This window comes from Kitasatospora sp. NPDC056446 (genome assembly GCF_042796115.1).
Lineage (GTDB): Bacteria > Actinomycetota > Actinomycetes > Streptomycetales > Streptomycetaceae > Kitasatospora.
Window position 1 is genome coordinate 53,675 of sequence record NZ_JBHTRF010000008.1, and the last position, 25,015, is coordinate 78,689.

The 25,015-nt window shown below is 74.5% G+C and carries 20 protein-coding genes; 12 read left to right on the top strand and 8 right to left on the bottom strand.

The features are described 5' to 3' along the window. Positions 1–37: 37 nt before the first annotated feature. The gene (locus ACFQ6N_RS07770) at positions 38–1,375 is read right to left on the bottom strand and encodes a cytochrome P450 (RefSeq protein WP_380647629.1); all 1,338 of its coding nucleotides are present in this window, start codon (positions 1,373–1,375) and stop codon (positions 38–40) included. Between the two features lie 277 nt (positions 1,376–1,652). Between ACFQ6N_RS07770 and ACFQ6N_RS07775 the strand changes: the two genes are divergently transcribed. Further along, positions 1,653–2,564 carry a hypothetical protein gene (locus tag ACFQ6N_RS07775; RefSeq protein WP_380647630.1) on the top strand — a complete coding sequence of 304 codons (912 nt, stop codon included), beginning with the start codon at positions 1,653–1,655 and terminating at the stop codon, positions 2,562–2,564. Between the two features lie 297 nt (positions 2,565–2,861). Here the strand turns inward: ACFQ6N_RS07775 and ACFQ6N_RS07780 are convergent, their stop codons facing one another. Beyond that, positions 2,862–3,155, bottom strand: coding sequence for a zf-HC2 domain-containing protein (locus ACFQ6N_RS07780; RefSeq protein ID WP_380647631.1), 294 nt, complete (start codon positions 3,153–3,155; stop codon positions 2,862–2,864). 25 nt (positions 3,156–3,180) lie between these two features. Here ACFQ6N_RS07780 and ACFQ6N_RS07785 point away from each other — a divergent pair, with 25 nt between their 5' ends. From ACFQ6N_RS07785 to ACFQ6N_RS07800, 4 genes are all read left to right on the top strand, one after another. Further along, on the top strand, positions 3,181–3,774 hold the full coding sequence (locus tag ACFQ6N_RS07785; RefSeq protein WP_380647632.1) for a sigma-70 family RNA polymerase sigma factor: 594 nt from the start codon (positions 3,181–3,183) through the stop codon (positions 3,772–3,774). A 294-nt stretch (positions 3,775–4,068) separates the two neighbouring features. Beyond that, positions 4,069–5,457: an MFS transporter gene (locus tag ACFQ6N_RS07790; RefSeq protein ID WP_380647633.1), complete on the top strand. Its 1,389-nt coding sequence runs from the start codon at positions 4,069–4,071 to the stop codon at positions 5,455–5,457. Between the two features lie 79 nt (positions 5,458–5,536). Beyond that, positions 5,537–6,946 carry a cytochrome P450 gene (locus ACFQ6N_RS07795; RefSeq protein WP_380647634.1) on the top strand — a complete coding sequence of 470 codons (1,410 nt, stop codon included), beginning with the start codon at positions 5,537–5,539 and terminating at the stop codon, positions 6,944–6,946. A gap of 119 nt (positions 6,947–7,065) precedes the next feature. Then, entirely contained in the window at positions 7,066–8,145 is a 1,080-nt protein-coding gene (locus tag ACFQ6N_RS07800; protein ID WP_380647635.1) for an L-tyrosine/L-tryptophan isonitrile synthase family protein, read from the top strand. 16 nt (positions 8,146–8,161) lie between these two features. Here the strand turns inward: ACFQ6N_RS07800 and ACFQ6N_RS07805 are convergent, their stop codons facing one another. From ACFQ6N_RS07805 to ACFQ6N_RS07815, 3 genes are read right to left on the bottom strand one after another with little or no spacing between them, the layout of a single operon-like run. Further along, the gene (locus ACFQ6N_RS07805) at positions 8,162–8,965 is read right to left on the bottom strand and encodes an ABC transporter ATP-binding protein (RefSeq protein ID WP_380647636.1); all 804 of its coding nucleotides are present in this window, start codon (positions 8,963–8,965) and stop codon (positions 8,162–8,164) included. After that, positions 8,962–10,050: a FecCD family ABC transporter permease gene (locus ACFQ6N_RS07810; protein ID WP_380647637.1), complete on the bottom strand. Its 1,089-nt coding sequence runs from the start codon at positions 10,048–10,050 to the stop codon at positions 8,962–8,964. The genes ACFQ6N_RS07805 and ACFQ6N_RS07810 overlap by 4 nt, the downstream gene beginning before the upstream one ends. Positions 10,051–10,053: 3 nt before the next feature. Continuing rightward, positions 10,054–11,133, bottom strand: a complete 1,080-nt coding sequence (locus ACFQ6N_RS07815; protein WP_380647638.1) for an ABC transporter substrate-binding protein — start codon at positions 11,131–11,133, stop codon at positions 10,054–10,056. Between the two features lie 220 nt (positions 11,134–11,353). Here ACFQ6N_RS07815 and ACFQ6N_RS07820 point away from each other — a divergent pair, with 220 nt between their 5' ends. Together ACFQ6N_RS07820 and ACFQ6N_RS07825 are read left to right on the top strand one after the other, a co-directional pair. Next, complete coding sequence (locus ACFQ6N_RS07820) at positions 11,354–12,232, top strand: helical backbone metal receptor (protein WP_380647639.1); 879 nt, start codon at positions 11,354–11,356, stop codon at positions 12,230–12,232. Between the two features lie 50 nt (positions 12,233–12,282). Next, positions 12,283–13,320, top strand: coding sequence for a transglycosylase SLT domain-containing protein (locus tag ACFQ6N_RS07825; RefSeq protein ID WP_380647640.1), 1,038 nt, complete (start codon positions 12,283–12,285; stop codon positions 13,318–13,320). Positions 13,321–13,401: 81 nt separating this feature from the next. Here the strand turns inward: ACFQ6N_RS07825 and ACFQ6N_RS07830 are convergent, their stop codons facing one another. The 3 genes from ACFQ6N_RS07830 to ACFQ6N_RS07840 all read right to left on the bottom strand — a co-directional run bounded on the left by ACFQ6N_RS07830 (position 13,402) and on the right by ACFQ6N_RS07840 (position 18,954). Further along, positions 13,402–15,636 (bottom strand): hypothetical protein, encoded by a 2,235-nt coding sequence (locus ACFQ6N_RS07830; RefSeq protein ID WP_380647641.1) that lies wholly within the window; start codon positions 15,634–15,636, stop codon positions 13,402–13,404. Positions 15,637–15,843: 207 nt separating this feature from the next. Then, the gene (locus tag ACFQ6N_RS07835; RefSeq protein ID WP_380647642.1) at positions 15,844–17,466 is read right to left on the bottom strand and encodes a lipase maturation factor family protein; all 1,623 of its coding nucleotides are present in this window, start codon (positions 17,464–17,466) and stop codon (positions 15,844–15,846) included. 411 nt (positions 17,467–17,877) lie between these two features. Beyond that, positions 17,878–18,954: a GAF domain-containing protein gene (locus ACFQ6N_RS07840; protein WP_380647643.1), complete on the bottom strand. Its 1,077-nt coding sequence runs from the start codon at positions 18,952–18,954 to the stop codon at positions 17,878–17,880. A gap of 418 nt (positions 18,955–19,372) precedes the next feature. Between ACFQ6N_RS07840 and ACFQ6N_RS07845 the strand changes: the two genes are divergently transcribed. From ACFQ6N_RS07845 to ACFQ6N_RS07865, 5 genes are all read left to right on the top strand, one after another. Beyond that, positions 19,373–20,641, top strand: a complete 1,269-nt coding sequence (locus ACFQ6N_RS07845; protein ID WP_380647644.1) for an acyl-CoA dehydrogenase family protein — start codon at positions 19,373–19,375, stop codon at positions 20,639–20,641. A gap of 507 nt (positions 20,642–21,148) precedes the next feature. Then, entirely contained in the window at positions 21,149–23,548 is a 2,400-nt protein-coding gene (locus ACFQ6N_RS07850; RefSeq protein ID WP_380647645.1) for a sensor histidine kinase, read from the top strand. Beyond that, positions 23,548–23,979, top strand: a complete 432-nt coding sequence (locus tag ACFQ6N_RS07855; RefSeq protein WP_380647646.1) for a roadblock/LC7 domain-containing protein — start codon at positions 23,548–23,550, stop codon at positions 23,977–23,979. Before ACFQ6N_RS07850 ends, ACFQ6N_RS07855 begins: the two co-directional genes overlap by 1 nt. Further along, entirely contained in the window at positions 23,976–24,359 is a 384-nt protein-coding gene (locus ACFQ6N_RS07860) for a DUF742 domain-containing protein (RefSeq protein ID WP_380647647.1), read from the top strand. The genes ACFQ6N_RS07855 and ACFQ6N_RS07860 overlap by 4 nt, the downstream gene beginning before the upstream one ends. 79 nt (positions 24,360–24,438) lie before the next feature. Beyond that, the gene (locus tag ACFQ6N_RS07865) at positions 24,439–25,014 is read left to right on the top strand and encodes an ATP/GTP-binding protein (protein WP_380647649.1); all 576 of its coding nucleotides are present in this window, start codon (positions 24,439–24,441) and stop codon (positions 25,012–25,014) included. Position 25,015 lies beyond the last annotated feature (1 nt).

A 25,015-nucleotide genomic window follows, 5' to 3' on the forward strand; every position in this document is an offset into this window, starting at 1 on the left:
GGGGCGGCCGACCCCTCCGAAGAAGGCCCGGAAGGCTTCAGAAGGTGAAGCGCAGCGCGCGGACCCGGTGGTCGAAGCTCGACGGGACGAGCTCCGGCTCGCCGACCGACCGTGCCTCGGGCAGGCGGGTGAACAGCTCCCTGAACAGCGCCGTCATCTCCTGGCGGGCCAGGTGCGCGCCGAGGCAGTAGTGCGGGCCCCCGCCGCCGTAACCGAGGTGGGGGTTGGGCGTGCGGGTGATGTCGAAGGCCTCCGGATCGGGGAAGACCGCCTCGTCGCGGTTGGCCGAACCGTAGAACAGCGCGACCTTCTCCCCGGCCCGAAGCAGCGGTCCGCCGGGTCCGCCGAGCTCGTGGTCGACGGCGACGGTCCGATGGAACTGGATGATCGGCGCGGTGTGGCGGACCATCTCGTCCACCGCGCCGTCGAGCCGCCCGTTCAGGTCCGCGAGGAGCAGGGCGCGCTGCTCGGGGTGGACGGTCAGCAGGTGCAGGCCGTGGGCGAGCGCGTTGCGGGTGGTCTCGACCCCGGCGACCAGCAGCAGGGTGAAGAAGGCCCCGAGCTCGCGGCCGGTGAGCCTGCGGCCGTCGACGTCGGCGGTGACCAGGGCGGAGATCAGGTCCTCGGCCGGCCGTCGGCGGCGCTCCCGGCCGATCCCGGCGACGATGACCTGCATCCGGGCGAGCGCCCGCAGTCCGCGCCCGGGCGAACGGAGCCGGTGGCGCAGCGAGCGGGCCACCCCGATGTCCGCGGAGGTGCGGTTGACCAGGTCGAGGATGGCCCGGCGGGGCCGCTCGGGGATGCCCATCATGGTGCAGATCACCTGGAACGGGAGTTCGGCGGCGACCGCGGCCACGAAGTCCTCCGGACGGTCCCGCTCGACCCGGTCGACCAGGGCGGCGCTGATCCGCCGGACGTCCTCCTCGACCCGGCCGAGCAGCCGCGGGGTGAACGCCCGCGAGACGATCCGGCGCAGCTGGGCGTGCCGGGGGTCGTCCAGGTTGACCATCGAGTCGCCGAACAGCAGCCGGACCCACCGGGCCGGGGCGGGGGTGGTGACACCGGGGCCGCTGAGGAAGACGGCGGGGGTGCGGCTGGCCTCGACCACGTCGGCGTGGCGGACCAGCGCGTGGAAGCCCTGGCCGGTGGCGCGGTCCCCGAAGAACACCGGACCGGGACGGCGGCGCAGCTCGGCGAAGGCGGCGGCACGGGCGGGGGCGGGCAGCCGCCAGAAGCCGGGGTCGGCCAGGTCGGCGGTCGCCGCCCCACCGGTGGGCCCGGCTGCTCCGGCGGGCCCGCCCGATACATCGGGCCCGGCGGCGTCGGGCCCGGCGACGTCGGCGACGGACTCCGCGGCTTCCATCGGGGTCTCCAAGGCCGGACCTCCCTGCGGCTGGACGGCATCCTTCCGGCACGTACGGAACGTGCGCGACTGTGCACATCTAGTGACCACGCGGTGAGTCCTTGTCAAACCGCACCGATGGTCGTACGAGCCGTTGTTCGGGTCGGCGCGCCGGGGCGGGCGACCTGCGACCGGACCCCGAAGGACGACGCCGACCGAGCCCCCGGGCGGGCGGCCGGGCATGTTCTCACGGGGTGGAACCGGCCAATACCGGAGGGTGCGGTACGGGCCGGACGACGCGGGTGCGACGATGAGTGCCATCGTGATGACCGACCGGATCCGCCTGCTGCGCGCCGTGGTCTTCGCCGCGCTGTGCGTGGCGATGGCCGCCACGGCGCACGTCGCCATGGCCGGTTCCGGCGTCTCGCCGACGGTACTGGTCGGCGCCTTCGCGGCGATCCTCGGACTGACCTGGCTGCTCGCCGGGAAGCGGCGCGGACTCGGTGTGATCAGCATTTGGATGGTCGCGGCACAGACCGCACTGCACCAGCTGTTCGAACAAGCCGGGGCGCTCGGCCGAGGGGGCGGCGGTCTCGGCCGGCTCGCCACCACGGACTGGGCCGGGCTACTGCTCTGCAACCCGGACCGCGCGACCGGCGGGCTCTCGCCGACCGAGCTCGCCCGGATGGCGGGCATCGACCCGGACCTCCCCCCGGCCACCGGCGGACTGCACCCGGCGGGCGCGATGCACCACGGGACCATGGACGCCGCCCGGGCCTCGGGGGCGCTTGCCGACGGGACGGCCACCGACCTGGGGATGCCCGGGATGCCCGGGATGTCCGTCGGCGCGCCCGACGCGACGACGGGCGGCGTCACCCACGGCATGACCCACGGAATGTCCCACGGGATGTCGGACGGCATGTCCCACGCGATGTCGCCGGGGATGGCCGCCGCCCACATCCTGGCCGCACTGGCCTGCGCGCTGCTGCTCTGGCGCGGCGACGCGGCACTGGTCCGGCTCTTCGACCTGCTCGGCACGCTGGGCAGCGTGGTCGCGGGGGCACTGCTGCTCCCGCTGCTGGCGCTCTTCGCGCGCCCCCTCGGCTTCCGGGCCCCGGCACCGCCCCGGCCCGCCGACGACCGGGCCGCGCCGCCCCGGTCGGTGCTGCTCACGCATGCCGTGGTCCGGCGGGGCCCGCCGGCGTTCGCCCTCGCCTGCTGACGCGCCCGCCGCTACTCCCCTCCCCAAGCCGCCTCCGGCCGCCGGGACCCCCGCGACGGGCAGGTCGCCCTGCCGTACGGCCGAGCCTTCCGCCGCCGTAGCCAGGGCGCGGGCCCGCGTCCGCCGCCGCACCACCCGGCTTCCCCGGGAGGTACGGCGTGCCGCGCGGCTGCCCACGGACGCCGACGGTGCCGCCCTGCACGGCACCGCTACAAGCCCTTCCCTCGGGACCTCTCCATGCCTGACTTCGACGGCGCACCGGCTCCGGCCACCGCCACCGTCCCACCCCTCCGGCCGCTACCCCTCCGGTGCCTTCCGCTCCGGCGCCTTCCCCTCCGGCCCGGCCTCCGCCAACCCGGTCTCCGCCGGCCCGGTGTCCGCCAGCCCGGCCAGCAGTCGGGCCGACCACTCCGGCGACGGCCCGTCGGCGGCGGCCTCCCGGACACGACCACGCAGCCGCTCCGCCCGGTCCAGCCACTCCCGGCAGCCGGTGCAGCGCGCGACGTGCCTGTCCAGCCGGGCCTCCGGCACGCCGCCCGGTTCGCCGTCGAGCCTGGCGGACAGAGCGGTACGGAACTGCGCGCATCTCATATGCCTATCGTCCCGCACGGTCTCCATGGCCGGGCCGACCGGGTCGGAGGCCGCCGTGGATGACGAGCAGCTCACCGCGCTCGCACTGACCGCCCGCTCCGGCCGGGCAGCGGACGTCGAGGCCTTCGTCCGTGCGACCCAGCGGGACGTGTGGCGATTCGTCGCCCACCTGACCGACGTGCAGTCCGCCGACGACCTCGCCCAGGAGACCTTCCTGCGCGCACTGCGCGGCCTGCCGGCGTTCGCCGGGCGCTCCTCAGCCCGCACCTGGCTGCTGTCGATCGCCCGCCGCACGGTCATCGACCGGTACCGGATGGCCGCCGCCCGGCCGCGCTGCGCGGCACTGCCGGACTGGCAGGAGGCGGCGGAGCGGCAGAGCGGCACCCCGGAGGCCGGGTTCGAGGACGGCATCGCGCTCGACGACCTGCTCGACCGGGTGCCCGCCCAGCGGCGGGAGGCCTTCGTGCTGACCCAGGTGGTCGGACTGAGCTACGCCGAGGCCGCCGAGGTCGCCGGCTGCCCCGTCGGCACCGTCCGCTCCCGGGTCGCCCGGGCCCGCGAGGAGCTGATAGCGCGCCTCCGGGCGGCGGAGGCCGGGGAACTCGCGGCAGCCTGCTGAGCGACGGCCGCGAACAGTCGACGGACGACGGACACCGGACGACGGACGACAGGCGACGGAGAACAGATCACAAGTAACAGATGACAGCTGACAGATTTCAACATCTGTCAGCTGTCATCTGTCACCCCGGGTCCGCCGCCCGCTGACCCCAACCGCCGAACCCTCCCACCGAACCCGCCCACCGGAAAAATCCCCCAAGTGTTCGGAACCGGAGCCACCCCGCCACCGACTGCTGTACCGGACCCCGCCGCCGAGGCGGTGTCCGGTCACGCAGAACGGGAACGGAGGGACTCCATGCCGACAGAACACCCTTCGGCCGCACCGTCACTGACGCATCGTCAGCCCGAGCCGGTCGACCGCTGGAGCCTGGTCGTCGCCGCAGGCCTGCTCTCGTTCGTCGCGATGCTCGACATGAACGTGGTCAACCTCGCGCTCCCCGACATCTCGGCCGGTCTCCACGTCTCCCCCGGAGTCGCCCAGTGGGCCGTCCTCGGATACCAACTCCCGCTGATCGCCCTGCTGTTGCCGGCCGGGCGATGGTTGGACCAGGTCGGCACCCGGTCGGCCCTGCTGCTCGCGGTCGGCTGCTTCGCCGGCTGCAGCGTACTGGCGGCCATGGCCCCGTGGGCCGGCTGGCTGATCGCGGCCCGGCTGCTGCAAGGCGCCTTCGGGGCCGTGCTCTTCGTCCTGATGCCGGTGCTCGCCGCGACATCCGTACGGCCCGAGCTGCGCGGGCGGGCGATGAGCGTGCCCGCGACCCTGGGGCCGCTCGGCGCCGTGACCGGCCCGGTCCTCGGCGGCCTGCTGCTGGACCACCTCGGCTGGCGGGCGATATTCCTGGTCAAGCTGCCGGTCTGCCTGGCCGCCGTGCTGATCGTGCGGCGGCACGCCCCGCGCCGGGGCGGGCTGCGGCTGCCCGACCGGGGTTCGCTCGGCGACGCCGCCCTGATCGGCGGCGCCGTGGCCGCCGTCCTGCTCGGGCTCACCCTGGCCCCGGAGGCGCCGCAGTGGCTGCTGCTCGCGCTGCCCGCCGCGCCCCTGGTGCTGCTGTGGCTGCGCCGCCCCGGCGGCCGACCGGTGGCGGAGGTGCTGCGGGCCGCCGGCACCGCCGGGGTCAACGCCTCGGTGCTGGCGCTCGCCGCCGGCTTCGCGGCCTGCCACTACCTGCTCGCCCAGTACCTGCGCGGCCCCCGGGGCGAGAGCGCCACGGCCACCGCGCTGACCATGCTGGCGTTCCCGCTCGGCATGGTGCTCGCCGGACGGTTCGGCGGCCGGCTGGCCGACCGCTGGGGCGCCCGGCCGACCGCGCTCACCGGCGCCGCCGTCACCGCCCTGGGCCTGGCCCTGCTCGTCCCGCTGGACACCGGCTGGTCCGCCGTCGACATCGCCGCCCGGCTCGCGCTCGCCGGCGCCGGGATGGGCCTCAACGGCGGCCCCACCCAGGCCCTGGTGATGACCGCTTCCCCGCCCGGGAAGCTGGCCACCGCCGGTTCCGCCGTCCAGCTCGCCCGCAGCCTCGGATTCGCTCTCGGTCCGGCCCTCGGCACCGCCGCCGCCCTGGCCGGCGACCGCGCCGGCGCCGGGACCCGCGCCGGGATCGCCCTGGCCGCCCTCGCGGCGGCCACCGCCGTCGCCCTGCTCGCCCTGTACCGACGCCCGCAGGCCCCGGAGCCGTCGGCCTGAGAACCACCGCCCCGAGAACCACACCCTGAGAACCGCAGCCCCGAGCGCCACCGCCCGCACCACCGGAGGACCACCGCAGATGACCGACACGATCCCCGACCAGGCCACGACGGACCCGGCCACCACGGATCCGGCCGTCACCGCAGCCCACCCCGTCACCGCAGCCACCGACCCGACCACCGACCCGACCGCCGCGCCCGCGCGCTGCCCGTACGGCTACGACCGGCTCCCCTCCCCCGTCCCGCTGTACGGCCCGGCGTACAAGAGCGACCCGTACCCGCTCTACGAGCGGATGCGCGCGGCCGGGCCGGTGCACCGGGTGGAGTTCCCGAGCGGCATCCACGCCTGGCTGGTCACCGGCTACCGGGCCGCCCACGCGGCCCTCAACGATCCGCGCCTCGGCAAGAACCACGCACTGGGCAACGACGGTTGGCGCCGGCTCGCGTCGATCATGCCCGAGCCGCAGCACTCACAGCTCCAGGTCCACCTGCTCCACCAGGACCCGCCCAAGCACACCTCCATGCGCCGGCTGGTCCTGGACGCCTTCGCCCCGCGCCGGGTGGAGGCCCTGCGTCCCCGGCTGCAGGAGCTGGCCGACGCACTGGTGGACGAGCTGCCGGAGACCGGCGGCGCCGACCTGGTGGCCGGCTTCGCGGCCCACTACCCCTTCCGGGTGCTCGCCGAAGTGATCGGCCTCCCGGCGGAGTCGGCGGACCGGTTCGACCGCGACTGGGGCAAGGTGGTGCAGCCCGTCGGCCCGCAGGACCCGGGCCGCCCGGCCTACGAGGCCCGGCTGCGCGGCTTGCAGGGGTACATCGCCGACGTCGTCTCCCGCAAGCGGGCCGACCGCCAGGAGCCCGGCTGGACGGAGTCCGAGGACCTGCTCGGCCGACTCGTCGCCGCCCACGACGGGGGCGAGTTGAGCCGCGAGGAGCTCGACTCGATGGTGTTCCAGCTGCTGGTCGCCGGCCAGGAGCCGGTCACCAACCAGATCACCACCATGCTGATCACCCTGCTGCGCCACCCCGAGCAGCTCGACCGGCTGCGCGACGGCATCGACGAGCCGGGCCTGCTCGACCGGGCGGTGGAGGAACTGCTGCGCCACGACGCCGCGTTCGAGCTCACCACCTGGCGGTTCTTCGCCGAGGACAGCGACCTGTTCGGCACCGTCGTCCCGGCCGGGGACTCGGTGATCGTCTCGCTCTGCGCCGCCAACCGCGACGACACGCAGTTCCCCGAGGCCGACCGCCTCGACCTCGACCGCTCCCCCAACGCCCACCTGGCCTTCGGCCACGGCATCCACTACTGCCCCGGCGCCGCCCTGGCCCGGGCCGAACTCCGGATCGCCATCGGCACCCTGCTCGGCCGCCTGCCCGGGCTGCGGCCCGCCGAGTCCCCCGGGGACGGCCTGGCGGACCTCGCCTGGGTCCCCGCCGTGCTGGCACGCGGGGTCAACCGGCTGCCCGTCGCCTACGACCGGCGCCGCTGACCCCGGCACACCCCCGGCACACCCCCGGCACACCGAAGCCCGCCCGCCCGGTCTGCCTGCCCGACCTGTCGAACCTGCCCACCCGCACCCCGCCGCATCACTTCCGTGGAGGACCCACCATGCCGCCCGTCGGCACCGCCGCCGCTCCCGCCCCTGCCATCACCACCAGCACCAGCACCAGCACCAGCACCACGAACAGCAGCGAGGACCGCCCCTGCGCCGAACGGCTGGCCGCCCGCATACTCGGCCTGCTGCTGCCGCACCGCCGCGCCTCCGACCCGGAGTTCGACGCCCGCCCCGAGCACTTCCCGCTCCAGCTGGCGCAGTTGGCGGACTTCATCGCCGCCGGCGAGCCGATCGTGTTCACCCTGCCCGGCTTCCCCTGCAAATCGCCGAACCCGGCCAAGGTGCTCGGCCACCTGCCCGACGAGGGCGAGCGGCTGTCGCTGACCTTCCTCGACCGGCTGTGCGCCGAGATCGGCAGGCTGCACGCACCCGGCGCACGGATCCTGATCTGCTCCGACGGGCACGTCTTCGGCGATCTGATCAACGTGCCGGACGACCACATCGACGCCTACTCGGACGAGTTGACCGCGATGATCGCCCGGGAGGGCCTCCACCGCCTCGACACCTTCGACCTGCGGGCCGTCCTCGGCGACCTCCCGTACGACGAGAAGCGCGCCCGGGTGCACGAGCGGTACGCGCCCACCGTCGAGGAGTTGCGCGAGCAGGTGCTGACCGAGGAGGAGACCCTGCGGCTCTACCGCGGCATCACCCGCTTCCTCACCGAGGACACCGTCGGCTTCCCCGGCAGCCGTTCCGCCCTGCAGCGGGAGTGCCGGCGCCGCGCCTACGGCGTGATCCAGCGCAGCCGGGCCTGGGGCGAGTTGATCGCCGAGCACCACCCCCGGGCGGTGCGGCTGTCCATCCACCCGCAGCCCGCCGGAGTGGCGAAGTTCGGCATCCGGCTGCTGGCGGCGGCCGACGTCTGGACCACCCCCTGGCACTCCTCGGTACTCCACCGGGAGGACGGCGGCTGGGAGCTGCTGCGCAGCGGGGAGGCCGAGCGACTCGGCCGGCTGGTGCTGCGCGACGGCCGGCCGAGCCACTACGAAAGCCACGTCGGGAGCCACGTCGGGAGCCACGTCGCGAGCCGCCCCGACGACGGCCCGGAGAGCGCCGCCGACAGCCGCCGGTAGCCGACGCGGTAGCCGCCTACCGTCCTGCGGCGGCGGCCACCCCGTCGGCGGCCGGGGTGCGGTGGTCGAAGGCGATCAGCGGGTCGCCGGTGAGCGGGTGCTCGACCACCGCCGCCCGGACCCCGAAGACCTCCGCCAGCAGTTCGGCGGTCAGCACCTCGCGCGGTGTCCCGGAGGCGACCAGGGCGCCGCGGTGCAGGACGTGCAGCCGGTCGCAGACCGAGGCGGCGGCGTTGAGGTCGTGCAGGGCGACCAGGGTGGTGCGGCGCTGCTCGCGGAGCAGGGCGAGGAGTTCGACCTGGTGCCGGACGTCCAGGTGGTTGGTCGGCTCGTCCAGCACCAGGACGTCCGGCTGCTGTGCGAGCGCGCGGGCCAGCAGCACCCGTTGCCGTTCGCCGCCGGACAGCCGGGCGAAGCCGCGGTCGGCGGCCTCGGCCATGCCCACCCGGACGAGCGCCTCGGCGGTGATCCGGTGGTCCTCGGCGTCGTCGGCGGCGAAGGCCCGCTTGTACGGGGTGCGGCCCATCGCGACGACCTCGCGGACGCTCAACTCGAAGTCCCCGCCGCGCTCCTGGGGCAGTGCGCCGATGTGCCGGGCGGACTGCGCGGGCCGCAGCGCCGCCAGGTCCCGGCCGGCCAGCAGCACCCGTCCGGCACTCGGCCGGAGGTGCCGGTAGACGGTGCGAAGCAGGCTGGACTTGCCGCTCCCGTTGGGCCCGACCAGTCCGGCGATCTCCCCCTCCTCGGCGACCAGGTGGACCCCGGCGAGCACGGTCCGCCCGGCCAGGGTGACGCTCAGGTCTTCGACGGCGATCCTCAACTGCGCTCCAGACGTCGGTCCAGCAGGTAGAGCAGGGTGGGGGCGCCGAGGACGGCGGTGACCACGCCGATCGGCAGTTCCTGGCCGTCCAGGGCGGTGCGGGCCACGGTGTCGACGACCACCAGCAGCAGGGCCCCGGTGAGCGCGGACAGCGGCAGCAGGCGCCGGTGGTCGCCACCGACGAGCAGCCGGCACACGTGCGGCACCATGAGGCCGACGAAGCCGATCGCGCCGGAGACGGCAACCAGAACCCCGGTGAGCACGCTGGTGACGACGAAGACCTCCCGGCGCAGCCGGGTGACGTCCACCCCGAGGCCGGCGGCCGTCTCGTCGCCCATCAGCATCGCGTTGAGCCCCCGGGCGCGGGCCTGGAGCAGGGCCAGTCCGAGCGCCACGGCAACGGCGGGGACGGCCAGTTGAGCCCAGACCGCGCCGCCGAGGCTGCCCATGAGCCAGAACAGCACGCCCCGGGTCTGCTGTTCGTCGCTGGTCTGCAGGACGAGGTAGCTGGTGATGCCGCCCAGGAACTGGGCGATGGCGATGCCCGCGAGGACCAGCCGCAGCGGGGAGAAGCCGCCGCCGCGCCGGGCCATCAGCCAGACCAGCGAGAACGCGGCAAGCGCGCCGGCGAACGCCGCCAGGGAGACGGTGAGGCCGAGCGCGCTGCCGAAGGAGAGCCGGAGCCCGAACGCGGTGCCGAGGACGATCGCGGCGACCGCGCCGAGCGAGGCGCCGGAGGAGATGCCGAGCAGGTACGGGTCGGCGAGCGGATTGCGGACCAGGGCCTGTACGGCGGTGCCGACCAGGCCGAGGCCGGCTCCCACCACGGCCGCCAACAGGGCGCGCGGGAAGCGCAGTTGCCAGACGATGAGGTCGCGGGTGCCGGGTTCGGCGGCCCGCCCGGTGAGGCGGCGGGCGACCACCGACCAGACCTCCCCGACCGGGATGTCCACCGAGCCGAACGAGACGGCTGCGGTCAGCGCGAGCACCAGGGCGGCCACGAGGACGGCCGCCAGCGGCCCGGTCCGCAGCGTGCGGACCGGGCGGCGGGCGTCGGCAGTCTCGGTGTGAGCGGCCGAAGTCACCTTCTACTGACCGTTCTTGACGAGGTCGGGGTGGACGGTCGCGGCGATCTGCCGGACGGCGTCGGCGTTGCGCACACCCGCGATCGTGGTCACCTCGGAGCCGAGCCGGACGAAGTGCCCCTCCTGGACGGCCTTCAGGCCCTGGGTCGCCGGGAAGCTCCTCAGGAACGCCTCGGCGTCGTCGAAGGCCTTGCGGGTGGCCTCCTCGCTGCCCCGGTTGCGGACGGCGAGCTGGATCCAGTCCGGGTTCTTGGCGACGACGTCCTCCCAGGAGCCGGGCTTGAAGTCGGCGTCGCAGTCGGCGAACACGTTGCGCGCACCCGCCTGGGTGATCACGGCGTTGGCGACCTGCCGGCCGCAGACCGCCACCGGCTGCTTGGTCCCGGCGTCGAAGTCGAAGACGAAGTAGCCGGGCCGCTGCTCCTGCGGGACGCCCGCGAGCGCGGTGCGGACCTCGCCGACCTGCTTCTCCATGCCGGCGACCAGTTCCTCCGCACGGGCGGCGGTCCCGGTGACGGCGCCCAGCCGGCGGATGTCCTCCTCGACCCCGGCGAAGTCGGTGCGCGGCGCCTTCGCGGCCTTCGGCGTCCCGGCGCAGGCGGTGGAGAGCAGGTACACGTGCTGGATGCCGGCCGCCGCGTACTCCTCCTCGCTCGGCCCGGTCGCGCCGCCGCCCATCATCGGCATCGCACCGAAGGTGTCGACGTACAGGTCGGCGCCGGAGCCGAGCAGCTTCTCCTTGGCGATGGCCTTCTCCCCGAGCACCGGCACCTTGGCGCCCTGTTCGGCGAGGTCGGCCGGCAGGGTGCCCTTGCCGGGCGGGAAGCCGGTGCCGATCACCCGGTCGCCGGCGCCGAGGCGGAGCAGCATCTCCAGGCTCGACGCGTTGCTGGTGACGATCTTCGCGGGCGCCTTGGCGATGACGGTCTCCTTGCCCGCGCAGTCGGCGACCGTGACCGGGTAGGCGCCGGCCGGGGCGGCCTGGGCGGTGACGGCACCCTGTCCACCCCCGCCACCGCTTCCGCAGGCCGTGGCGAACAGGGCGACGGCGGCCGCGATTCCGCAGACAACGCGAGGGCGCATGACAATTCTCCTGGTCGGTGGTGCGTGCTCGGGCCCGTGCTGCGGACCCGGACCAGGTAGTCGGACGGGCCGGGCGGCGGGTTCCCGCCGGATTCGCACAGCGGGCCCGGCAGGTTCGGACGGCGGGCCTCCTTCAGGCCCGGCTGATTCACCGGAACTCCGCCCGATGGCCTGCGCCGTCCCCGAACGGCCTTCCGGCGCCGGGACGTAGGCTGGCCGGATGGCCGACCCCACCGTGCTGCGCGACGACCTCGACCTCCCCGTCCGGCTCGGGCCGCACCCGCCCCGCCGGGTCGTCTCACTGGTGCCCTCACTGACCGAGGCGCTCGCCGTCACCGCACCCGGACTGCTGGTCGGCGCCACCGACTGGTGCAGCCATCCGGCCGACCTGGCCGTCACCCGGATCGGCGGCACCAAGAACCCGGACGTCCCGCACATCCTCGCACTCGGCCCGGACCTGGTCGTCGCCAACGACGAGGAGAACCGGCGCCCCGACCTGGACGCGCTGCGGGCCGCCGGCGTCCCGGTCTGGGTGACCGACATCCGCACCCTGGACGACGCCTTCCGCTCACTGGACCGGCTGCTCACCGTCGCCTGCGGGCTTCCCCGCCCCGCGTGGCTGGACGAGGCGGAGGCCGCCTGGGCGCCGGTCGTCGGAACGGGGCTCGCGGAGGGCGACGGCCCGAGGGCGATCGTGCCGATCTGGCGCCGGCCGTGGATGGTCCTCGGCCGCGACACCTTCGCCGGGGACCTGCTGCGCCGGCTGGGCCTGCGGCTCGTCCACGCCGACCACCCCGAGCGCTACCCCGCCGTTCCGCTGCCCGAACTGCTGGCCTGCCGACCGGAGTTGGTGGTCCTGCCGGACGAACCGTACCGATTCACCGCCGAGGACGGCCCGGAGGCGTTCCCGGGCACCCCGGTCGTGCTGGTCAGCGGACGCCACCTGACCTGGTACGGGCCGTCCCTCGCCACCGCACCGGCGGTCCTGCGGCGATCGATCGGCCGACCGGTCGGCGGCGCGCCCGGCGGCGCGATGCCCGACCCGACGCACGACCTGACCGGCGACCCGACCGGCGAGGGCCCGGCGGACGCCTCATAGGATGACCGCCACTCACCGGGACCACCGGTGAACACGTGGGGGGACCACAGATGAGAGCGAGTACCACCCGGCGGACACTGGTCCTGGTGTCGGCCGCCGCCGTCTCGACCGCCGTCCTGGCAGGTTGCGGCACCCAGCACACCGACCGGCACCAGGACGCGGGAGCGGACGGCACCGCCGTCGCCGCGAGCGCCTCTCCCACCGGGACGCCGAGCCCGAGCCAGTCCGCGAGCACCCCGCCGAGCCCCACCGCTCCGAGCCCGACCGCCCCGACCGGCGCCACCGCCTCCCCGAGCCCGAGCGCCGGCGCAGCCAAGACCGCGAAGGCCGGGCCGAGCACCCCGCCCGGCACCGCCGCCAAGGCCGGCGGCGGCCTGCCGCCCGGAGTGACCACCCAACCGCCGGTCGCCAAGCCCGTCGTCGTCGCACCGGTGCCCACCGCCAAGCCCGGACCGGTCGCGCCCCCGCCACCGCCCGCACCGCCGACCCCGCACGTACCGCCGCTGCAGAGCGGCTGCACGCCCAGCAAGCCCCGGCCGGACGACCCCAAGGAGGCCGTCGCCGCAGCGCTCACCACGGCCGCCGGCCAGTCCCGGACGCTCCGGCTCGGCAACGGCGGCACCGACCAGCTGCCGCCACTGCCCGTCAACCTGGTCAAGGCGATCGCCTGGCAGGAGAGCGGCTGGCAGTCCGGCATCCTCGCCTGCGACGGCGGCATCGGCACCATGCAGGTCATGCCGAACACCATCAGCTGGATGAACGGCAAGTTCGGCACCACCTCGGACGCCAACACCCTCGCCGGGAACGTCCAGCTCGGCACCCAGCTGCTCGACTGGCTCGTCGCCTACTACGGCGACTCCTCCTTCGGCGGCGCGTACGACCTCTCCCCCGCCCCGGCCACCGGCAAGACACCGCTGCTCGACCTGGTGATCTCCGCGTACAACGCGGGCGCGGGCAACGTGCACTACAACGCCGTCACCGACCCCACCACGGGCGAGATCGTCGGCAGCCTCGCCATCCCCAACCCGGCGTACGTCGCCAACGTGAAGGCGCTGATGTCCAGCCAGCCGTGGAACAAGGCCGGCTGACGGACACCTCCCGCCGAACGCGACGGGGCCCGGGACGCGTGGTGCGTCCCGGGCCCCGTCGATTCGGCAGCGGACCCCCGGTCAGCCGCGCGCGGCGGTGACGGCGGCGCCCAGCGCCTCCTTGATCCGGGGGCCGAGGCGGGCGAAGCCCAACTCCTTCATCGCCGCCCGCAGCAGTTCCTCGTCGCTCCGCTCGACACCGTCGGCGTCCACCCAACGCACGACGGCGAGCAGCTCATCGGCCGAGTAGGCGGTCACGGGGCGACCGGGCGTGAAGTCCGGCTTCACGGGAACGGCCGGGGCCTCGGCCTCGGTGGCGGCCTCCACGACGGGCTCGGCGACGGGCTCGGTGGCGGGCTCCTCCGCGACGGGAGCCTCGGTGACGGGCTCCTCGGCGACAGGCTCCTCGACGACCGGCTCGGCCTCGACAACCGGCTCCTCCGCCTCCACCACGACGGCCTCGGGCTCAGCAGCCAGGGTGTCCGCCTCGACGACGGGCTCCTCGACAACGGGCTCCCCGGCGACCGGATCGGCGTCGACAGCTTCGGCAGCCTCGTCGGCGGCCGGGGCCACCTCGACGGCGGGCTCCTGCTCGGCGGGCGCCTCGACGACAGCCTCGGCCTCGGTGACAGTCTCGATCTCGGTGACAGCCTCGGCCTCGACCTCGGTCACCGGCTCGGCGTCAGCGGTCTCCTCAGCAGCCACGGCCTCGACCGTCGCCACCTCGGCCGCAGGCTCCTCATCGGCGATCTCGACCTCGGCCTCGACCACAGCCACGGCGGCCTCGGCCTCGGGAGCGGACTCCTCGACCTCGACGGCAGCCGCCTCGGGCGCCTCCTCCACCGCGACCTCGTCCGCCGCAGCGGCCTCCGCCAGGGCAGCGGTCGCGGTGGCGACCAGATCGTCGGCGGCCGGGGAGGGAGCGGGGAGGGAGACCACGGCGGCCGTGGCCTCCGCCTCCGCCGGCTCCTCGGCAACGGCCGGCTCGACGTCAGCGGCAGCCGCCTCGGCGTCCGAGCCCGACGCACCGTCGACGTCTACGTCGGCGTCGGCGTCGGCCTCAACCCCGGTCTCGACCTCCGCGACGGCGGCGGTCTCGTCAGCCTTGTCGGCCTCGTCGGCCTGCTCGGCAGGAGCCGGCACCGAGACCGGGACCTCCTCCGCGAGCCCGTCCCGCTGCCCGCCGGCCAGTGCCTGGAGCGCGAGGGCTTCGGCGTCGGCCTCAACCGCGACGACCGCTCCGTCGGCGTCCGTGCCTTCGGCGTCCGCACCGTCGGCGCCCGGCTCCGCAGCGCCCTGCTCCCGGACCTCCGTCTCCTCGACCGCCGACTCCTCGGCAGTCGTCTCCTCAGCGACGGTCTGCTCCGCCAGCCCGTCCCGCTGACCGGCCGCCAGCGCCTGGCGGGCCGAGTACGCGGCCTCGGCGGCGCGGCGGTCGGCCTTGGCAGCGGCGAGTTCGGTGAGCAGGTCGCCGAGCCCGGCCTCCTGAAGGCCTGCGCGCAGGCCGCGGATGGTGGGGAGCCGGTAGAGGGTGCCCTCGTCGGCCGCGAGCCGCTCGACCAGGTCGATCAGCTCGGCGAACGGCAGCCCGTCCAGGTCGTGGTCGGGCAGCAGGCGGCCGAGCTCGCGCAGCCCGGTGTTGATCGCCTCGAAGGCCTGGGCGGTGCGCCCGACCAGGGCGCCGTCGGCGGGTGCGGACGGGAGGGTGCCGGCCGTGGTGAGGGCGGCCCAGGCGCGGCGCTCGATCTCGGCGGAGGCGAGGGCCTCGTGCAGGTCCTCGCGGCGGACGCGGCGGTCGGTGGCGAGGGCGGTGGCCTGCTTGCGCAGCGAGCGGCCGCGCAGCCAGGAGAGCTTGACCCCGTTCTCTCGGCGCCAGGCGCTGTCGGCGGTGGCGGCGGCGAGGGCGTCGAGGTCGGCGTCGTACGCGGCGGTGAGGAGGGTGGCGGAGGTGCGGTGCACCCGCTGGAGCAGCTCGACCAGGAGCGCGGTCTTGGCGACGGTGTCCGGCTCGTCCAGCTTGACCTCGACGGCCAGGGCGGTGACGGCTTCCCAGGTCTGCTGGAGGTCCCGGCCGCGCAGCTCGGCGAGGGCGGTGGAGGCGGCGCGGGCGTCCTCCGGGGTGGCGACGGTGTCGACGGCCGCGTACCAAGCGTGGGTTTCGGCGGTGAGTGTGAAGGCCCCGAGTTCGGCGTAGCGGCCGAGGTCTTCGCGGAGGTCGGGCTCCGTGGCGGCGTCCTGGGGGTCCTTGACGTCTGCGGCGTCGGCGACGTCCGCCGGGTCGGCTGCGTCGGCGTTGCGCGAGTGAAGCACTGTCATGTGAGGTCCGGTTCTGGGCGACGGCGGCGGGGCGGGCGGCGAGGGGGCGGCGGACCGGTTGCGCGGGGTTGCCCCTGGGGCGGGGCGAGGGGGCGCGCGGGAGGGCCGCCGGTTGTGGAGGCCCAGAATACGGGTGCCCGTTCGAGCCTTGCACGCACCCACCGCCCCGACGGGCCGGTGTCGTATCCCATACCGCCCACCTGGCCGCTACTCGGGGGACCCGCCCGGGTGGTCCGGCGCTGCTCCGGACGGGTGCTCCGGCTGCTCACCGGTGCTCGGACGGGGACGGCGGCCATCGCTCGGGCCGGGGTGCCGGACGGGGCCGGGGCCGGTGCGCCGGAGCCGGTCCGGCGGGATGACGCGGGTGCCGCGGGGCGGTCGGCCGAGCGGCGGCCGGTACCCGGCCCGGCGGAGGGCGGAGAGGTCGACCGGCGCGAGGTACTCGTGAAGCGCCGTGCGGTGCCACCACGCGCCGGTTTGGCGCAGTTCGCGCCAATCGGTGAACCGGTAGAGGTAGAGGGTCGCCCGGACGTGGGTAGGCGGGGCGTCCGGAAAGGGGTTGTGGCGCAGCAGGCGCAGCGTGGCCCGGTCGCCGCTGAGCAGGCGGGCGACGAAGGGCAGGAACCAGGGGCGGGCGTAGCCGGGCGAGATGCCGGCGAACCACATCAGCCAGTCCAGCCGCAGGTGGTAGGGGGCGTACTGGCGCGGGAGGCGGCGCACGTCGCCGGGTTTGCCCTTGAAGCCGTACTCGCGCCAGACCGTCCCCGGGGTGAGGACCTCCTCGTCGGTGCCCTCGACCACGACCTCCTGGCGGAGGCGGTTGACGCTGCCGAAGGCGCCGTACGTGTTGACGAGGTGGATCCGGTTGAAGGAGCGGTTCATGGCCTGGCCGCGGGAGACCATGTTGCGCACCGGCCAGTAGCTGAGGACGAGGACGGCCGCGGTCAGCGCGATCACCAGTGCCTCGTACCAGACCGGGGCGCCGGGGTAGCGCCGGGTGTGGACGGCCAGGCCGAGGCGGGCCGGTTCGACGGCGGCGAGGGCGAGGGCGACGGTGAGCCAGTTGAGCCAGGCGAAGTTGCCGGAGGCGATCAGCCACAGCTGGGTGGCGATGACGGCGCAGGCGGCGTAGCTCGCGATCGGCTGCGGCAGCAGCAGGCCGACCGGTACGACGAGTTGGACGAGATGGTTGGCGGCGACCTCGATCCGGTGCAGCGGGTCGGGCAGGTGGTGGAAGAACCAGCTGAGCGGGCCGGGCATCGGCTGGGTCTCGTGGTGGTAGCGCAGGCAGGTCAGGTCGCGCCAGCAGCGGTCGCCGCGCAGTTTGATCAGTCCGGCGCCGAACTCGACCCGGAAGGCCAGCCAACGCATCAGCCAGAGGACCAGGGTGGGCGGGGCGGTGTCGGCGTTGCCCAGGAAGGCGGCGAGGAAGCCGGCTTCGAGCAGCAGGGACTCCCAGCCGAAGGAGTACCAGGTCTGCCCGACGTTGACGATGGAGAGGTAGAGGACCCAGAGCACCGCCCAGAGCAGGACCGACGCCCAGAGCGGGACGGCGTCGCCCAGGCCCGCGGTGACGGCGGCCGCGAGGACGGCCCCGCTCCGGGCGACGGCGGCGAAGAAGCGGTCGCTGTAGTGGAGGTGGAAGAGGCCGGGGGCCTGGCGGAACGTGACGCGGGCGGTGAAGCGGGGCACCGGCAGCATGCCGTCCTCGCCGATGAGGGCGCGGAACTGCGCGGCGGCGGCGAGGAACCCGATCAGGTAGAGGGCGGCGAGCAGGCGTTGGACGAGCACCCGGCTCAGCCAGAGGTCGGGGGCGGCGAACCAGTCCATGCGGCCCATGCCTACCACCGGCGGTCTGCGGGCGGGCCCGGCCGCAGCGCGGGCGGCGGCCGGTTCACCCGCTCGGCGCGGTCGGTCCGGGCGGCGGGCGGCTCCCCGCTCGGCGGCGCGGTCCGTCCGGCCGGTCCCGGACGGCACTGTGGCGGGGAGCCTCTCCTCGGGGGTGAGAGGCGCCCCGCCACGGTGGTGGGCGGTACACATGGTCCGGGTCGTGCGGGTGGGACGGGCAGTGCGGGTCATACGGGTCATACGGGTCGTGCGCGTCGTACGGGTCGTGAGGACGGGGCGGACGGGACGGGCAGTTCGGGTCGTGCGGGCAGTGCGGGCAGTGCGGGCAGTGCGGGTCGTGCGGGTGGTACGGACGGGAGCCGCCGTGCCGGGCACGGACGGCCGGTGGGCGGTTCAGCTCGGCAGGACGAGCCCGGACCCGCCGGGGATGCCCGGGCGGCCGGTCGCGGTCGCGGTGCCGTTCTGCTGGAGCCGGTCGACCAGCAGCGCGGCCAGCGTGCCGAGCTCCTCCTCCGTGCGGGACTGCGCGGTGACGTCCATGCCGACGGTGAGGACACCGTTGACCTGGCCGGTGCGCGCGGTCCGCAGCGGGGTGCAGGTGAAGCTGAAGATCTGCTGGATGCGCTGGGCTTCGAGCCGGGTCGACTGCACCCGGACCTCGTTCAGTGCGGTGGTGCGGCCGGTGTGGTACGCCTCGGAGACGGCCTGCTGGAGGCCGGCCGCGCCGAGTTGCGGGTAGGCCTGCCCGATCGAGCCGTACGCCACCGGGGCGCCGAAGGTGTCGGCGTGCTGGGCGTTGGCGTAGCGGATCTCCTGGCCGGGGCCGTCGGTGAGCATGATGGGGAACGGGGAGCCGTCGAAGGCCGCGAACATCTCCTGCTGCTGGGCGAGCAGGTTGTCGCGCAGCCGGATCTCGGAGAGCAGCGCCTCGGCGAGGTGCTGGATGTCGCGCAGTCGCTCGCGCCCCCACTGCCGGGGTTCCCGGTCGAGGACGCAGACGGTGCCGATGACGGTGTTGGTGTCGTCGACGAGCGGGGCGCCGAGGTAGGCCCGGACGCCGAGTTCGTCCACGACCGGGTTACCGGCGAACCGGGGGTAGGCGAGGATGTCGTCCAGCGCGAGGGGCGAACGCTGGGCGACCACGTGCGGGCAGAAGCCGTGGCTCATCGGCATCTGCCGGGTCGGGAGGTCGAAGGCGATGCCCCGGTCCGCCCACGAAGCGCCTTCTTCGACCGCGACGTCGTTCGAGTTTGGCGGAATGTAGAGCCCCCGGAACATCTGGCGCTCGTCGTTGATGAAGTTGACCATCGCGATGGGGGCGCGGGTGATACTGGCTGCCAGGTGCGCGAAGCGATCGAACGCCTCGTCCGCGGACGGTTCGTTGAGACCCAGGCTGCGCAGCCTGCGGGTCCGTTCGGAGTCCCCGGCGGCACCCGGGAACTGGCCTTGAGTGCTCATCACATCAGTCATGGCGCACATGTAATCAGACATCCGGGCCCTTCGGTGCTACCGGTACCGGTCACTCCCCTTGCTGATGAACAGTCAAAGGCGCATGTGAACGGCCGCTCAGCCGGGGCGCGAGGAGGGGGAAGATCGTTTCCCAGCTGACGGGGGGTGAAACCCCTGGACAACAAGGACGAACCGATTCCCGCCAATCCAAGATCAACTATGTGTGAAGGGGGTATTCACATATGACAATGAGCCCTGCCGAAGACACGGACGGTATTCCCCGCCCAGGGGAACCGCCCCGGAGCCCGCATGCACCGATGGCATTGGAGCGATCGGCCGCCACACCTCCACACCCCCACCGATCTCCCTGGGAGCGGCCGGAGCGGCGTCGACGGCGCGAACGGAGGCACGACACCGGCTGAAACGAGAGGACCAGAGCATGGCGATGGACTACTTCACCGACGAACGACACGAGAGCCTCCGAGCGGAGGTCCGTGAGTTCGCGGAGAAGGAGGTACGTCCCCAGGTGGCGAGAATGGAGGCCGACCGGAAGGTCGAGTTCGAAATCTCGCGGGAGATCGCGCGTCGGGGCTGGATCGGTGTGACCATCCCCAAGGAGTTCGGCGGCCTCGGGCTCGGCCACCTCGCCAAGACCGTCATCGTGGAGGAACTGGCCCGGGTCAGCGGCGCGATGGGCGCCATGGCGCAGGCCTCCCAGCTCGGCGTCGCCAAGGTCCTCCACTTCGGCTCGGACGCCCAGCGGCGCAAGTGGCTGCCGAAGTTCGCCTCCGGCGAGTCCCTGCCGACCATCGCGGTCACCGAGCCGGAGTCCGGCGGCCACGTCCTCGGCATGGCCGGCACCGCCCGCCGCGAGGGCGACGAGTACGTGCTGAACGGCCGCAAGTGGTTCGTCGGCAACTCGCACATCGGCGACGTCCACGGCGCGGTCTTCCGCACCGGCGAGGGCAGCCGGGGCCTGTCCGCGTTCCTCGTGGAGAGCGACCGCCCGGGCTTCCGCACCGGCGAGATCGGCACCCAGGGCGGACTGCACGGCTTCAGCTTCGGCGAGCTGGTCTTCGAGGACTGCCGCATCCCGGTCCGCAACCGGCTCGCCCAGGAGGGCCAGGGCCTCGACGTCGCCTACTCCTCCTCCACCCTCTACGGCCGCCTCAACCTGGGCGCCGTCGCGCTCGGCATCCACGTCGCGATCGTCGAGGACGTCGTGCGCTACGCCGAGGAGCGGGTCCTGTACGGGAAGCCGCTCAACCAGCTGAACAGCGTCGCGCTGAAGCTGGGCGAGATGCAGTCCCGGCTGATGACCGCCAAGCTCGCCGCCTACCACGCCTCCTACCTGCTCGACCGAGGCCAGGCCTGCGACGCCGAGCTGATGAACGCCAAGCTGATCAACACCGAGTACGCGATGGACTCGGCCCGCAGCGCGATGGAGATCCTGGCCGCCCGCGGCACCCAGGAGGAGTTCCACATCGTGCGCTACCTGCGCGACGCCACCCACATCTTCGCCCCGGCCGGCACCTCGGACGTCCAGCGGCTGCGCCTCGGGCAGGTCGCCTCGGGCACGTACGGCAAGCAGTGGTCGGTGGAGCTGTCCGACCTGGCCAGTTGGGCCTGGACCGAGCTCAACCAGGTGGAGGACGAGGAGCGGGACGAGCGGGGCGGACAGGTGATCCCCATACCGCTGGCGGGCTGACCCCGGCCGGTCCGGGCGGCCGGTCGGCCGGGCCGGGCGATGGAGCCGCGGCCAGGGCCGGGGCCGGAGCCGGGGCCAGGGCCAGGGCCGACGGGGGGCGACATGGGGGGGACAGCGAGGGGACGACGGCCCTTCGACGCAGCACCGCTTGACCTGTTCCTGACGGCTCTCCGGGAAGCGCGCCGCCTCCTCCCGGAGAGCCGTCCGCATGTCGCACCGAGGACGCTGAACTGCTGCGATCCGCCGCCGGAAGCCCCTGCCGCGGAAGCGCGCCGGAGCCATCAGCCGTTCACATATCGTCAGTTGATGTTGCGATGAGGGCACCTGGGACTGATAGGTTTCCTGCCGTCGGCGGCCGTGGATGCACCCAGCCCGGACGGTGACACCGCGTCACCGACTCCGGCAACCCCGGCCCCGGCGCCCGAAGCCCGCCCGGGCCGCACGGGCCGACCCGCCGTTCGGACCCCGAGACCAGGCCTGCAACTCGGCCCTGCACCAAGGAATCAGATGCCAGGCATATCGGCCCCCCACACGGGCCACCGCGCCGGCCGGTCCGGCTCCCTCCGCAGCTCGCTCCTCGCCCTCGTGCTGGTCCCCAGCCTCGGCCTCGCCGCCGCCTGGGGCTACGCCGCGTACCTGCTGCGCGACACCGCCGACCGGACCGCGCTGATCACCGGCACCGCCGTCGTCGCCGTGGTCCTGCTGTTCAGCCTGATCCGCGGCATCCGGACCGCCCGGACCCTGTCCGGCCGCCTCTCCGGACTGCGCGCCGACACCCTCTCGCTCGCCCAGCAGGAGATCCCCGAGGTCGTCGGGCGGCTGCGCGCCGGGGAGCCGGTGCCCACCCCGCCCGCCTGGGCGCCGTCCCGCCGGATCGGCGACGAGGTCCAGCAGACCGCCGACGGCCTCGCCGCCGTCCGCCAGGCCGCCGTCGCCGCCATCGTCCACCAGGCCCAGGGCCGCGAGGGGACCAAGAAGGTCTTCCTCAACATCGCCCGCCGCACCCAGATCCTGATCCACCGGCAGATCAGCATGCTCGACGCGCTGGAGCGCGAGCACGAGGAACCCGAGCTGCTGCGCGAACTGTTCGCGGTCGACCACCTGGCCACCCGGATGCGGCGCAACGCCGAGAACCTGGTCATCCTCGGCGGCGCGCTGCCCGCCCGCCGCTGGCGCAACGCCGTCCCCATGGTCAACGTGCTGCGCAGCGCCGTCTCCGAGACCGAGAACTACGCCCGCGTCGTCGTCCAGGGCGTGCCGCGCGCCTCCCTCAGCGGACAGGCCGTCGCCGACGTCATCCACCTCGTCGCCGAACTGATCGAGAACGGCACCACCTTCTCCCCGCCGTACACCCAGGTCCAGGTCTCCGCGCAGGAGGTGCCCAAGGGCCTGGCCGTCGAGGTCGAGGACCGCGGCCTCGGCATGAGCGAGGAGGAGTACGAGCGGCTCAACGAGTACCTCGGCAACCCGCCCGAACTGGACGTCTCCGCACTCGGCGACGACCTGCGGCTCGGCCTGTTCGTCGTCGCGCGGCTCGCCGCCCGGCACGACATCCAGGTCACCCTGCGGCCCTCGCCCTACGGCGGCACCCGGGCCGTGGTGCTGGTGCCCTCGGCCCTGCTGGAGCAGGCCGAGCAGCCGGCCTCGGTGCCCGGGCTGCCGTCCGGCGCACGGGTCACCCGGACCCCGGTGCCGGACGTCCGGCCGACGGCGAACGGGGACCTCGGGGAGGTCGACCAGGAGCTGTCCGGCGCGCTGGCCGGAGTGCTCGGCGGGCTGCTGGGCGACGGGACGGCGGGGCCCGCGGCCCCGGCACCGTCGGAGCCGCTGTCGGGGCCCCTGTCGGAGGTACCGGAGCTGCCCGGGCTGTCGGACTTCCCGGCGTTCCCGGCGTTCCCGGCGTTCCCGGCGGCCGGGGGTGCCCCGGGTGGGGCCGGGACGGTCGTGCCCCGGACGCCCTCCGGGCTCGGCGACGGATACGGGGGCGGGCTCGGTGACGGTTCCGGCCACGGCGGCCTGACCGCTGGTGAACTGCCGGTGCCCGGCCCCGGGCACGGCCTGCCGGCGCACGGCGTCCTCGTGGACGGGTTCACGGACGGTTCCGTGGGCGGTCTCGGGGGCGGTCCCTTGGGCGGTCCCGTGGGTGGCGGCCTCGTCGGCGACGCTCCGGCGGAGGACGGTTCCGCCGCGCCCGCCAACGGGGGCCTGCCCGTCGGTGCCGGGATCCCCGGCCTGCCCGGTGCGGTGGTCGTCCCCCGGCCCGTGCTGCCGCGCCGGTACGGCCTCTCGGACGGCGCCCCGGCGGACGGGCCGACCGACGGCCCGGGTGTCGCGGGCGGCCCCGGCGGAACGGTCGGCGCTGCGGTGGGCACTCCGGTGGGCGCTACGTCGGCCGAGCCAGCCGAGCCGGCCGAGGCGCCCTTCGATGGCGTCCCCGCCGACCGCTCGGCGCCCACCCACGACCGCCCGCAGGAGGACGCCGTGGAGCACGGCCCGGACGGCGAACTGCGCACCCCGCGGGTCCTGCCGCAGCGGGTCCGCAACGCCAGTCTCGCCGAGCAGCTCCGCGAGGCCCACGCGCCCGCCGCCCTGGTGCCGCCGCCCGTCGGCCGTACCGGGCCGGTCGCCCCGGCCGCCCCCACCGGTCCGACCGTCCCGGCGGCCCCGGCCGCGCCGCTCCCGCCCCGGTACGGCGGCGCCGACGCGGACATCGCCCCCGAGGACCCGTCACCGCAGCGCTCCCGCGCCACGATGGCCGCCATCCAGCGCGGCACCCGGACCGCCCGCGCGGCCGCCACCGAACCGGGCACCGCGGCTCCGGCCGCACCCGCCACCCCCCGCACCCCGGCCGCACCTTCCGCCGCTCAGGAAGCCTCCGCCGCTCAGGAAGCCAAGGAACAGCAGTGATGACGCAGCACACCGAAGCCCAGCGCGATCTCAACTGGCTGCTGGACCAGCTGGTCGCGCGGGTACCCGAGACCCGGCACGCCATCGTCCTCTCCGAGGACGGCCTGCTGGTCGGCATGGACCAGGGCCTCGACCGGGCCGACGCCGAGCACCTGTCCGCCGTCGCCTCCGGTCTTCAGAGCCTGGCCCGCGGCGTCGGGCACCGCTTCAACGGCGGCCGGGTCCGGCAGACCGTGGTCGAGATGGACCAGCTGTTCCTGTTCGTCACCACCGCCGGGCAGGGCGCCCGGCTCGCCGTCCTGACCAGCGAGCAGGTGGACGCCGGACTGATGGCGTACGAGATCAACATGCTGGTCAAGCAGGTCGGCCAGTACCTCACCGCGGCGCCGCGCAGCGATGCCGGCCAGGTCGGCGCGGGTGGCGGTGCGTGACCACCGCCGACGCCGACGAGGGCTGGTTCTACGACAAGGACGCCGGCCACCTGGTCCGCCCTTACGCGATCACCAACGGGCGCACCGGCCCGGTCCGTGACGGCTTCGCGCTGATCACCCTGGTGGTCACCGCCGACCCGCGCACCGACACCAGCCGGCTCACGCCCGAACCGGCCGCGATCATCGACCTCTGCCGCGAACGCCCGCTGGCCGTGGCCGAGATCGCGGCCACGCTCGACCTGCCGGTCAGCGTGGTCAAGGTGCTGCTGGACGACCTGGCCGAGGCCCGGCTGATCCTCACCCGCGCCCCGGTGCAGCTCGCCGAGGCACCGGACATCTCACTCATCCGGGCCGTGATCGAGGGCGTCCGCCGGCTCTGACCGGCGGGCCCGCCCGCACCGGGACACCACCGTTCCGACCGACCTCCCGCTCTCCCAGTTCCCTTTCAGGAGACCCGAATTGACGACCAAGAGCCTGGTGCCGGGCGCGGTCAAGATCCTCGTCGCCGGCGGCTTCGGCGTCGGGAAGACCACCATGGTCGGCTCGGTCAGCGAGATCGAACCGCTGCAGACCGAGGAACGGATGACCCGCGCCAGCATCGGGGTCGACAGCCTCGAAGGCATCCAGGGCAAGTCCACCACCACGGTGGCCATGGACTTCGGGCGGATCACCGTCCGCGAGGACCTGGTGCTCTACCTGTTCGGCACGCCCGGACAGTTCCGGTTCTGGTTCATGTGGGACGACCTCGCGCTCGGGGCCCTCGGGGCGATCATCCTCGCCGACACCCGGCGGCTCGAATCCAGCTTCGCCGCCGTGGACTTCTTCGAGCAGCGCGGCATCCCGTTCGCGATCGGCGTCAACTGCTTCCACGGCCGCCGCGAGGCCAGCCCCGAGGAAGTGCGCCGCGCCCTCGACCTCGGCCCGGAGGTCCCGGTCGTGCTCTGCGACGTCCGGGAGCGGGCGTCCAGCAAGGACCTGCTGCTCGCCCTGCTCGACCGGGTGCACCAGCACGCCCTGGCCGCCGGGCGGCGGTGAG